This window comes from Paenibacillus sp. J22R232 (assembly GCF_056269165.1).
On sequence record NZ_JBWDNK010000002.1, the window covers coordinates 753314 to 765442 of the forward strand.

Genomic DNA, 12129 nt, shown 5'->3' on the forward strand with positions numbered 1-12129 from the left:
AGCCACAGCACAGGTTAGCTACGCTACAATAGAGGCAGGCGAAAGCTGCAAATCTTAAGCGTACGGAGGAAACATAGATGAGAACGATCGTTGAAGCACGGCAAGTGAAAAAGTTATTCGGCTCAAAAGGAAGCGTATCGACCGCGCTGCAGGAAATTGACCTGACGGTGCTGGAGGGTGAGTTTGTAGGCATTATGGGGCCGTCGGGCTCGGGCAAATCGACACTGCTGCATTTGATCGCGGCAATAGATGAGCCGACTGCCGGTTCCATCCATATCGATGGCAGCAATCTCCATACGATGAACGAGGAGCAAATATCGAAGTTCCGCCGCGACAAGCTGGGATTCTTGTTTCAGGATTACAATTTACTCGATACGTTGACGGTAAAGGAAAATATTTTGCTTCCGCTTGCGCTCGCTAAGGTTCCTGTAGCGGAGCTGGAGCTGCGCGTTGATGAAATTGCCGATAAATTCGGCATTAAGCCGCTGCTTGGCAAATATCCGTACCAGCTCTCAGGGGGTCAGAAGCAGCGTACGGCAGCTTCACGCGCCATTATTGCACGGCCCAGCCTGATTCTCGCCGACGAGCCGACCGGAGCGCTTGATTCCAAGTCGGCGACCGATCTGCTGGAAAGCTTGAAGGAGCTGAATGAGCAGGATCAGGCTACGCTGCTGATGGTGACGCATGATGCCTTCGCCGCAAGCTATTGCAGCCGTGTACTGTTTATTAAGGATGGCACTATTTTCACCGAATTAGTGAAGGGGCAAACGCCGCGCAAAGCTTTTTTTCGAAAAATATTAGATGTGCTGTCGGTGCTTGGAGGTGGAGCTGGTGACGTTATTTAGCACGGCAATCAAAAACATGAAAGGCAACTTTCGCAATTATCTCATCTATTTCGTATCGATGATGTTCAGCGTCGTTATCTATCACACATTCGTTTCGCTGCAGTACAGCACGGACGTTCAAGCGAGCATAGCGCTATCCAAAAACGTAGAGGTCACCTTTAAGACCGCTTCATTCGTCCTGATTTTGTTTGTCTTCATTTTTATCTGGTACTCGAACTCGTTTTTTACGCGGAAGCGTAAGAGGGAAGTAGCGCTTTACTCCCTGCTTGGCGTAAGGAAGCGCTCGATCGGCAAAATGCTCTTTTACGAAAATCTGATCATCAGCACCATCGTGCTTGCCGCGGGCATTCTGATTGGCACGCTGCTCTCCAAAATGTTCGGAATGCTATTGCTTAAGCTGCTCGGAACAACGGCGGAGATCGGATTTCACGTATCGGGCAGTGCGATCTTGAATACGACGCTGGTGTTCGCCGTCATTATTCTGATCACGTCGATTCAGGGCTACCGGCTTATTTACCGCTTCAAGCTCATCGATCTCTTTCAAGCGGACAAACAAGCCGAGTCTGTTCCGAAGGCATCTCCGATACTTGCTTTGCTGGCCGCCATTCTGCTTGCAACCGGGTATGTATTTATTTCCTTATCGTTTGATTCCGAGTCCGACTTGATGCGTAATTACGGCGTGGCTTTCGTCGGGATTACTTTGGGCACGTATTTGCTGTTTCGCTGCTTAACCGTATTTCTGCTGCGTCTTGCGCAAAAGAATAAAGCCCGGTATTACCGGGGGCTGAACGTAGTCGGAACGTCACAGCTGCTGTTCCGGATGCGCGGCAACGTCGGCACGCTGACCATTATTGCATTGCTCAGCGCGTTCACGCTGCTTGCAACCGATATCGCGTTCAGCCAGTATTACACGAACACGAAGCATGCGGAACAAACCTCGCCGTTTAGTTACATGCATCTGTCGCAGGGGCAAGCGTTCGACGAGCAGGTCAATCGGATCATTGCAGCTGACAGCAAGCACGCGGTAACGGCAGCAATTGACATTCCGGTCATTACATCAAGCGGCCGCACATCAAGCTCAGTCGTGCTTCCGGAGCGCTATTCCGAAGAGGAGGATAAGCCGGTCAAAATCATTTCAACGACTACTTATGGCGTAATAGCCAAGGCGCTCCACCTTGAACGGGCGGTCAATCCGGCAGCAGGCGAAGCCGTAGCCGCGAAGACGATGTACACCGACTACAGCCTAACTGATTACAAGAAGGAGAAGCTGACACTTGAGCTGCCGACGCGAAGCTGGGAGCTGTCATTCAGCGACCTGCTAGAGGATCGGATTTTAAGCTGGACGTTCCCTGACTTCGTAATCATTATAAGCGACGAGCTTTATGATGATCTGAAGCAGCTAAGTTCCGAGGTTCTCTACAAGGGATACAAGGTAGAGGGGGAGTCGTCGACAGCTGAGACAGCCACAGAACTGCTGCGGCTGGAAGGAGCGGAGAAAGCAGGTTTAACCTCCTATTACCATGAGTATAAAATGGGCTTGGAGGATACGGGAATCGGCACGTTCGTCGCCGTGTTCTTGGGCTTAGTCTTTTTGGCCGCTACCGGCAGCATCCTGTATTTTAAGCAGCTTACTGAAGCGCACTCGGATAAGGAGAGGTATACGATTTTGCGTAAAATAGGGGTGACCAGGAAAGAGATCCGTACATCCATATTGAAGCAGTCGCTGTTCATCTTCGGGCTTCCGTTGCTGCTTGGCATCACGCATAGCATCGTCGTCGTGAACGCCATGTCTAAGCTGTTCTCCAATTTGGTCGATGTGAACTTTACGGTACCCGTCCTTTTTTCCACTGCCCTCTACGTGATGATTTATTTGTTTTATTACATTCTGACAGTAACCTCTTTCAATAAAATCGTGAACGACTAAACCATCGAGCGGTTCCTTTGCCAATCCGGCTGATCCAAATCGCTGCTTGTCAATCCTGTCTTGGCAAAATAACGCGTCATCGCTCGGATCATATATTCGCGGCCAATGGGGCCCCAAGGGTCCCATTCGCGCGAATCGGGATAGTAGACGCGGTTTTCCTTGACCGCACGAAGATTCTGCCATCGCTCGTTGCTCGCCAGCTCGTTCACTTCGGCCTCTTCGCTCCATATGATCAATATGTTCTCGGGGTCGAGGTCAAACAGCTGCTCAAGCGCATTGTCGATGTAAACCGAATGCGTAATGCGTTCATCATTTTTGAACTGCAGCCTCCGGTAGAACAGCTCCGTGAACGTGTGATCTTTAATGCCGTATAGCCGGCAATTGTTGGGCAGCAGCCGAACAATAACCCATTTTCCGCGTTTGGTGACGGAGGAAAGCTTCTTTCTTGTTTCCTGCTCCAGCAATGTCATTTGCCGGATGATGCGTTCTGCTTCCCGTTCCTTCTGGACGCGAACCGCGATGCTTCGCAGATAATGCTCCCAGGTTGTTGAGGGATCAATAAAGATCGTGTTTTTGTTGGCGTTCCATAGGCTGTCATTCGGATTTTTTTGAAACTCCGTTTTGAGAACCATATCCGGAGATAATCGCATGACATCGCTCGTCATAATGGTCCGCTCCGCGTTGAGCGGAATCGTTCCGGTTAACCGGTCATGCAAATAGGTCGGGAAACCGGAAGGCGTCGTGAAATATTTCGGATAGCTGGGTGCCGCGATTGGCAAAATGCCGAGGGCGAGCAAATGATCCTGCAGAAAATAGCTGCTGACGACAGCGATTTTCCGGTCGCGCCGCTTGAGATAGACGGAGGGAGAAATTCCCTCCGTCTTTTTGAATACACGGCTGAAGTACAGCTCATCCTGGAAGCCGATTGACGTCGCGACGTCGCGCAGCGCAGCACCTGGCTCGCTCATGAGCTCCTTTGCGCGCATCATGCGCAGCCTCGTTAAATAATGGCCGGGCGTCAGCCCGGTCATCTTTTTGAATGCGCGGCAAAAAGAGCTAGGGGTCATTCCCGCCATAACTGGGAGGTCGCTCATCTGAATCGCCTTCGCAAACTTTTCTTCCATATAGGCTATCGTCTGCTGCACGGATTCGTTAACCGTCAGCTTGTTTGTTTTTGGCGGGACATGCATGTGGAGCAGCAGATCGCAGAAGAGCTGCTGCCTTTTAATATGGCTTAGCACGCTTTGTTCCTTGAACGATTGATGCAGCTGAATAACCAATGTCTCTGTGGTAGCAGCCGAAGGATAGCGAACGAGCTGCTCCTCGTCATATAACGGTGAGGGTTGAGCTTCTTCTGCCAAGCGATGCTCATTGGCGGATAGCTGTACGGATCTGTAGTGGATGAGATGAATGTGAATCATGTTATCTGAATCATTCATGATCTGGATTTTCATCGCGGGCTCAAGCAAGAAGATTGCCCCAGCTTTAAGCGGATAAGGCTGCTCATTTATGAAAAGGCAGCCGCTGCCATTCTGGACGCAGCCAATCGAGCTGCGGCCTGTCATAAACGGCTTGGAGCGAAAGCCAGGCTTGTATGTATGGCGTTTGATCGATAGTGGAGCAAATGACTGCAATGGATGATCAGTATGCAATAGCGTACATCCCCTTAGCGATGAATGGAAGAATTTTAAATATGAGAACCATTATCAATAACATCTTACCAAAAATGGAAAGACAAAAAAAGCGGTTTTTGAAGCAAACGCATCATAAATGACGTTTTTGTCCATATGAATCGGGCAATATCGTGTATACAAATTGGAAATCCCGATCTGTAGAATAGTATTGAAAATGATTATCATTCACACGGCAGGAGGGAATGGAACCATTTCTTACATCATGCTTTGGAGTAAGGCGGGGACGGGGAAACGCAGCTATTTGCTGCTTGCATACGCATTGTGCTTGATCGTCCTTCTCGCTGGCTGCGGAACGGCCGGCAACGAATCGGAAGCCCATTCGAAGGAGAATAAGGCTGAAGCAGCTGGAAACAGCGATCCGTTCGCGGATGCCGATGCTGTTGACATCCCGGATGCGCAATCGGGTATCTCGGATATGTCAGGCTTGATCAAATCGCTTAAACAAGCGGTGGAAGCTGATCAAACAGATGAGGCAAAGGCGTTCGCCAAGCAAATGGCAGGACTATGGGTTGCGTTGAAGCCGGACGTACAGGCGGCAGACTCAGCCAAGTCTCCGTTGCTGGAGGAGGATTTACGCCAGCTCATTCAAGCCGTTCATGCAAGCAAATGGGACAAAGAGCGGATTATTCAGCTCGATTACAAGCTATACCAAAGCTTCCGCGATTTAAAGCTGGAGCTGCAGGTCCAATAAAACAAAGAATAGGTGGTATTGAAATGTATTCGGTCAAAAAACGGTTCTTCGGTCTATTATTAGCACTAGCACTTGTGATTACAATCATTCCCGTTACGGCTGCAAACGCAGCGGCGGCAGCAATCAACGTAACGGTTGACGGCAAAAAAGTATCGTTCGCCGTTGCCCCGCAAACGATTAACGGGCGCACGCTAGTCCCGTACCGCACAATTGCGGAAACACTTGGCGGAGCCGTGAAATATGACGAGAAAGCCAAAAAAGCGACGATTACAAAAGGCAGCCAAAAGGTTGAACTGACGCTTGGAAGCAAAACGGCGAAGATCAATGGCGCTTCCGTAGCCTTGGATGCGGCTCCAGCCAACGTGAAAGGCAGCGTGCTTGTGCCGCTTCGTTTCGTTGGCGAATCGTTAGGCGTATGGGTGAACTGGAATGCTAAAACCTCGACTGCAGCACTTGAGACGAAAAAGACGTTTAAGCATGCGCTTGGCACTACGACGCTGAACAGCGTTCCGAAGCGCATCGTTATTTTATTCAACGGCGGCGTAGACATCTCCGTATTGCTTGGGGTAAAACCAGTAGGCGCAGTGGAGTCCTACGTGCAGCAGCCTTTCTATGAATATATCCGTTCGGGCCTAATTGGCACAAAAACGCTTGGCGACGAGACGCAGCCGAACGTCGAAGCGATCGTTGGCTTGAAGCCTGATCTAATCATCGCTACGAAAGACCGCCATGAAAAAATTTACGACCAGCTCAAAGCGATCGCGCCAACGATTGTTACGAAGGATCTGGCTGATTGGCAGGACAATCTGGCGGTTGCTGCTTCGGTTTTGAACAAAGAAGAAATCGCTGCTAAGTTTATCGCGGATTGGAAAGTAAAGGTTGCGGATTTCAAAAGCAAGCTTGCAGCAAAGGATAAAGGCGCTGAAATTTCCATCATCAGGATCAATCCAAACGGAAGCGCACGTGCTTATAATACGGGTTTTGCCTATAAAATCTTCCAAGAGCTGGGCTTCGCAACGCCGAAAGCGCAGCTTGCGACGAAACAAGAAATTATTAACGTAACGTCGAAGGAGCAAGTAAGCCTGCTTGATGGCGATTATATCTTTGACTTTACAACGGATTGGGACGGGGACGGCGCCATCTTCAAATACCAGAAGGAATGGACGGATAGCCCGCTTTGGAAAAACCTTGCTGCCGTTAAGAACAAAAAATATTACAAGGTTAACGCGGTAACTTGGAACTTATCCGGTGGCGCGATGGCTGCGAAGCTAATGCTTGATGATTTGTATTTCTACTTTGACCTGAACTAACCGTTAAGCAAGCAAACCAAACAGGAAGCCTACGAAGAATGAGCCAAAGCGCTCATTCTTTTGTGCGACTATAAGGCATATTCGGATATGGGATGCGGCTGATATATCGTTTCAAGCTAGAGGCTTTCGCCATCCACGGATGGCGGGAGCCGTCTGTGCTTTATTCATTAAACGTAATGGGAGCGTTCGACGGAATGAATAACAGAAGAAACAGCACCATAGGCAAGATCGCAGGATTAGTTGCAGGCTTCATTCTTATGTTAGGCTGCTTCATTGCCAGCGTCCGATTCGGATTTACGACAGTCAAATGGAGCGATCTGGCGGCTGTCATTACCGATTACGACGAAAGCTCGATGGAGCAGGTTGTAGTAATGACGACAAGGCTGCCCCGCGCATGCATGGCGGCAGCGATTGGAGCGAGCCTCGCGATGGCCGGGGCCATCATGCAGGCCATTACGAGAAATCCGCTTGCCTCTCCTAGCGTGATGGGCATTAACGCAGGCGCGAGCGTGGGAATAGTAGCGGCGATTACGGTTTTCAAAGTGACGCAAATGAGTGTGCTCGTATGGATCTCATTCGGCGGTGCAGCGGTGGCAGCTGCAGCCGTCTATGCACTCGGTTCGCTTGGCAGAGACGGGCTGTCACCGCTCAAAATCATTATGGCGGGCTCTGCGATGACCGCTTTGTTCGTGTCTATGACACAAGGAATGCTTGTCCATAACGAGAATGGCTTGCAGGATGTTATGTTTTGGTTGGCCGGTTCGATCGCAGGGCGGGACATACAAACGCTGGAGGCTGTTATTCCTTATATGGGAGTCGGTTGGTTAGCCGCAGTCCTGCTGTCCAGGCAGTTGAATATCATCGGAATGGGCGAGGAAGCAGCGAGAGGGCTTGGCCAGCGGACGGGCCTTATCAAGCTGGCTGCGGGCATTATCGTTGTGGTGCTGGCAGGCGGCGCGGTGTCGGTAGCCGGTCCGATCGGCTTGATCGGCATCGTAATACCGCATATTGCCCGTCACATTTGCGGCCAGGATTATCGCTGGCTGTTACCTTATTGTGCCTTGCTCGGAGCGGTTCTTCTGCTAGCCGCAGACGTGATCGCTCGCTTCATCATACTGCCGGAAGAGGTTCCCGTGGGCATTATGACAGCGGCCATTGGGGCGCCGTTCTTCATCTACATCGCCCGAAAGGAGCTGATGACAAGATGAAGCATTCCGTTGCGGGCGCAGGCCGCAGAGCTCGGTGTTTCCACTTGAAAACCGTTCGGGCAGCCTTGCTGCTCGGAGCTGTTGCAATCCTCGTGCTCATCGCGAACTTAGCATTTGGCGAGCAGTTGATTAAGCCGGCTGACGTATGGGGCGCCTTGTTAGGCAAAGGAAACCCTGATCATGTGCTAATCGTGCAGTCGCTGCGCGCGCCAAGGGTCATCGTGGCTTTTCTCGTTGGCGCATCGCTTGCGGTTGCAGGTGCGATCCTGCAGAGCGTAATCCGTAATCCGCTGGCTGCACCTGACGTGGTTGGAATTACTGGCGGGGCATCCGTCGGAGCCGTAGCTTTTATTACTTATATGCCAAGCGCCGTGAGCATTCATTTTTTGCCGTTCGCTGCCGTTCTTGGAGCGTTCGGAGCAGCCTTGCTTATTTATTTCATCGCTTGGAAAAAAGGCGTTAATCCGTTCCGTCTCGTGCTCGTTGGCATCGGAATCGCATCGCTGCTATCGGCGATAACGACCTTCATGCTCGTGTTCAGCCCTGCCTATTCAGCAAGCTCCTCTTATATATGGCTCACCGGGACGGTATATGGTTCGACTTGGAGCTATGTGTGGAACCTTTTGCCATGGAGCGTCGTCTTATTGGGTATCTTGTATTTCTACACGAAACAGATGAATATGCAGCTCCTTGGCGATGAGCTGGCTATCGGTCTAGGAAGCCAGGTCCAGAAGCACCGGTTTTTGCTCATTCTGATTAGCGTCGGTTTGGCAGGCTCTGCCGTTTCAATCGGCGGCGTTATCGGATTTGTCGGGCTGATCGCACCGCATGCGGCGCGGCGCATGGTCGGACCGATGGTCAGCAGGCTCATCCCCATATCGGCTCTATTCGGCGGTATTATCGTAGCATTAGCCGACTTGATCGCTCGGACGGCGTTTTTGCCGCTTGACATACCGGTCGGCGTATTCACTTCCGGCATTGGCGCCCCCTTTTTTATTTATTTGCTGTACCGTACCAGAAATAACAGGTAGCGCTAGTTTGAAGCGAGACTGGCTGGAGAGGGATACACGCCAGCCTATTTAGACAGCCATTCATTTACGGATGATGAGCGCCCGCTAATCGAATTCATTAATTTTCGGATTGGATTTATGCATGACGGTCATAGAGATGAGCCTATGAATCTGTATATCTTTTTCGAATAGTCGAAAACGAAGCGGGCGAACAATCATTTGTCCAAAAATAACGTTTCAATAAACATTGATTTCAATCTTATCTTGGATACATAGCACCTTAGAGAATTTTTCTCCGCTTGCATCGATTAAAAGACGCTGCTCCCCGCTCACTCCATTAACACGTTAGGAAACACCCACTTCGCGAGCATTGTCTCCATACTGAATTCAACCATAAATTCTGCAGTCCAGGAAATGAGGAAGCACTTGAGCTTTTCCAATCTTTTCAAAGGGGAAATGGTACAATGACAACTGATGAACTAAATGGTTAGTCTATAGAAATTACTCTATAGGAGGAATTGTATTTGAATAAATTAGAAACAAATGTAATCGATATAGACTCCAGTCAATGCGTGGTTATACAATGCCATTACGATATCGGACGTACATTCATTCGGGCAATGCGGGGGGAGGACGTAGCTTCTGGCTGCCAGATCTCCTATCGCGGGAAACTTCTTTCTTTGACCAGCCCAGAGGCAGTCAAACAGGTTGGATTTAGCAGTTTGGATGAAGGATTATATGAACGCTTGAAGGTGAGGGAGTTCTTATTATTTTGGGCAGAGCTGTATGAGGTTTCATCTCCAGTTGGAGAATTGCTTAATCAAATCGGATTGGCCGGAAAGGCAAATGAAAGGATCTCTAAGCTCAGCTATTCCGAGAAACGGCTGCTTAGCTTTGCGAGAAGCATCCTCCATGATCCACAGTTGATTGTTTGGGAGGATCCGGAACAAAATCTCGATTTGGAGAGCTGTATGATAGTCAGAAGGATGATATCGGGGCTAATACGCATGAACAAGGCGATTCTGATCACATGCTCGACGTTGGAGCAAGCACTCTCGGTATCGAACCGAATCTTCCGACTGACTGGAAGCTCGCTTGTCCCTGTTCCTATACAGGATCAATTAGAATCCAACGGGCCTGAGTCCGTCGCTGACGACGAAGAGCCCTACATAGCCAACCGCGAGCTGCAAGAAGAGAATGCCTTAAGGCTGGCTAAACTCATGGTGAAAACCGAGGATAAATATGTATTCCTAGATCCTAGTGATATTCATTACATCGAAAGCAACGAGGGCATCACACAATTGTATACGAAGGCAGGCAACCTCTCCTGTCCATGGACGCTTGCGGAATTAGAAACGAAGTTAAAGCTTTATCGGTTTTATCGCTGCCATCGCTCCTATATCGTCAATCTGGACCAGATCGCCGAATTAATTGTATGGAGCCGCAACAGCTACAGTCTGGTTCTAAGTAACGATGAAAAATCTAGAATTCCGTTATCCAAGGGGAAATTTGAGGAGCTCAGGACATTTGTTGGACTGTAGGTCTGCTCCATTGACACCCAAAATGACTGCATTCAGCTTGCGAATAGCACTTTTCATGGAAATTTTGCTGTATTTGGCTCCGTTCACGCTTAGTCTGAAATGGAGCTACCAGCTACTCATGTTAAGGGAAGGTGTAATCGTCATGCAATCAATCATTGAGGTAGAAGGCCTCGAAAAGCTGTACAAAAAGAAACGAGCTCTGAAGAAAATTAGCTTTCAAGTCAAGCAGGGAGAAATATTCGGCTTTCTTGGTCCCAGCGGCTCCGGTAAGACGACAACGGTAAAAATCCTTACTTCCCAGCTGCTCTATACCGCCGGGCGAGTAAACGTACTCGGGATCGATCCGGCACGGAGTCGGCATTCCGAGTTTTTGGGCAAGATCGGCGTGCTTACGGATAACAGCGGTACGTATGAGCGCCTTAGCGTGCATGACAATCTTGCTTTGTTCTGCCACCTGTATGGCGTGCCGGAACGCAGAATTGAAACCGTTCTAGATGCGGTGAATTTAAATGACGACAAGCATATGCTGGTCGGACGGCTTTCCAAAGGGATGAAGCAGAGGGTTACGCTGGCAAGGACGATTCTGCATGAACCGGATATCCTGTTTCTGGATGAACCGACGTCGGCTTTAGACCCTGTGAATAGCGGTCGTATCCAGCAAACGCTGCGCGAGATGAATCGCCGGGGGACTACGATTTTTTTGACAACGCACAATATGCAGGAAGCTGAGGAGCTATGCGATCGTGTGGCCTTTTTGAATAATGGTGAAATCTCGGCTCTCGATACGCCTCAGGCACTGCGCCTTCGGTACGGCGACCGTTCTATTACCGTGACGACGCAGCAGGGAAAACAGGTTATTCAGCAGGATGAAGCGGGAGCGGACTTTATAAAGGAGCTAATACAAAGAGGAGAATTGATAGCGATTCATTCCAATGAACCTACGCTTGGTGATATTTTTGTAAAATTGACAGGAAGGGGATTGGAATGACGTTCTCCATACGCCGCTTTAGAGCAATGGTCAAAAAAGAGTGGAAGGATGCCATTCGCAATCCGCAAATTTTATTAAATGCAGGAATGCCCATTCTGATTGCCGTTTTATTTAACCAAAAAGAAGACGGCCCGAGCGACCTGACATTTCTTTCTATTCCTATATTGGTTGCCATATCCATCACCGGAGCTTTCGTTCAGGCGAATATGATTGCCGAAGAGAAGGAGAAGAACACACTGCGCACACTCATGCTGTCTCCTGCTTCCAAGCTGGAGGTTCTAGCCGGTAAAAGTGCGACGACAACGTTGTTCGCGCTCCTTGTAATAGCAGCGTGTTTGGCGATATCTGGCGTACCTGATGTCAATATCGTATATTTGATCATCCTATCGATTCTGTTGCTGCTTATTTTTATGGCATTAGGTACCGTTATAGGCCTCATTGCACGTACAGCCTCGGAATCATCCATAGTAGGTCTTCCTCTGCTGCTGTTATTTATTTTCGGGCCGATATTTGTACCCAATCTGGATCTGCCTGCTCTGATGAAAATCATCAGCGTACTGCCCTCACACCAGTTTATGCTGGCGATAACTGCGCTTGTTCAAAATGGAGGGCTGCCGCAGATCGGCGGGAATCTTCTAAACTTAATCCTATGGACGCTTGCATCAGTGGCATTGTGCTTTCTTGTGTACGGTAAAAAACGGTTCGATAAGTAAGACGCGATGGTTATTCCTGACCATCCAAGGGGAGGAACGGCAATGAATAAATTAACAAAAAATATAGTCTTAGGCGTTGTCATACTTATCGTGTGCTTGGTTGTGAGAAAGCTATGGCTGCCAGATGGGATTTTTGGACTTTTTCAATAAGCGATGCGCGAACAGCATATTCAAAGCGAACCCTCAAGCACATGATACGTTTTTC

Annotated in this window: 10 protein-coding genes; 9 read left to right on the top strand and 1 reads right to left on the bottom strand. The window is 49.4% G+C overall.

The window, feature by feature from the left end:
- The first annotated feature begins 77 nt into the window (after positions 1–77).
- Together AC0YN3_RS09710 and AC0YN3_RS09715 are read left to right on the top strand one after the other, a co-directional pair.
- Positions 78–845, top strand: a complete 768-nt coding sequence (locus AC0YN3_RS09710) for an ABC transporter ATP-binding protein (protein WP_475774874.1) — start codon at positions 78–80, stop codon at positions 843–845.
- Positions 832–2769 carry an ABC transporter permease gene (locus AC0YN3_RS09715; protein ID WP_475774875.1) on the top strand — a complete coding sequence of 646 codons (1938 nt, stop codon included), beginning with the start codon at positions 832–834 and terminating at the stop codon, positions 2767–2769. The genes AC0YN3_RS09710 and AC0YN3_RS09715 overlap by 14 nt, the downstream gene beginning before the upstream one ends.
- Here AC0YN3_RS09715 and AC0YN3_RS09720 read toward each other — a convergent pair.
- Positions 2766–4421, bottom strand: coding sequence for a helix-turn-helix domain-containing protein (locus AC0YN3_RS09720; protein ID WP_475774876.1), 1656 nt, complete (start codon positions 4419–4421; stop codon positions 2766–2768). The genes AC0YN3_RS09715 and AC0YN3_RS09720 overlap by 4 nt on opposite strands.
- A 196-nt stretch (positions 4422–4617) precedes the next feature.
- Between AC0YN3_RS09720 and AC0YN3_RS09725 the strand changes: the two genes are divergently transcribed.
- From AC0YN3_RS09725 to AC0YN3_RS09755, 7 genes are all read left to right on the top strand, one after another.
- Positions 4618–5154: a hypothetical protein gene (locus AC0YN3_RS09725; protein ID WP_475774877.1), complete on the top strand. Its 537-nt coding sequence runs from the start codon at positions 4618–4620 to the stop codon at positions 5152–5154.
- A gap of 23 nt (positions 5155–5177) precedes the next feature.
- On the top strand, positions 5178–6464 hold the full coding sequence (locus AC0YN3_RS09730; RefSeq protein ID WP_475774878.1) for a stalk domain-containing protein: 1287 nt from the start codon (positions 5178–5180) through the stop codon (positions 6462–6464).
- Positions 6465–6658: 194 nt separating this feature from the next.
- Positions 6659–7672: a FecCD family ABC transporter permease gene (locus AC0YN3_RS09735; RefSeq protein ID WP_475774879.1), complete on the top strand. Its 1014-nt coding sequence runs from the start codon at positions 6659–6661 to the stop codon at positions 7670–7672.
- Positions 7669–8703 (top strand): FecCD family ABC transporter permease, encoded by a 1035-nt coding sequence (locus tag AC0YN3_RS09740; protein ID WP_475774880.1) that lies wholly within the window; start codon positions 7669–7671, stop codon positions 8701–8703. The genes AC0YN3_RS09735 and AC0YN3_RS09740 overlap by 4 nt, the downstream gene beginning before the upstream one ends.
- A 503-nt stretch (positions 8704–9206) precedes the next feature.
- Entirely contained in the window at positions 9207–10223 is a 1017-nt protein-coding gene (locus tag AC0YN3_RS09745) for a LytTR family transcriptional regulator DNA-binding domain-containing protein (RefSeq protein WP_475774881.1), read from the top strand.
- Between the two features lie 142 nt (positions 10224–10365).
- Entirely contained in the window at positions 10366–11211 is an 846-nt protein-coding gene (locus AC0YN3_RS09750) for an ABC transporter ATP-binding protein (RefSeq protein WP_475775118.1), read from the top strand.
- Positions 11208–11924: an ABC transporter permease gene (locus AC0YN3_RS09755; protein ID WP_475774882.1), complete on the top strand. Its 717-nt coding sequence runs from the start codon at positions 11208–11210 to the stop codon at positions 11922–11924. The genes AC0YN3_RS09750 and AC0YN3_RS09755 overlap by 4 nt, the downstream gene beginning before the upstream one ends.
- Positions 11925–12129: the final 205 nt, after the last annotated feature.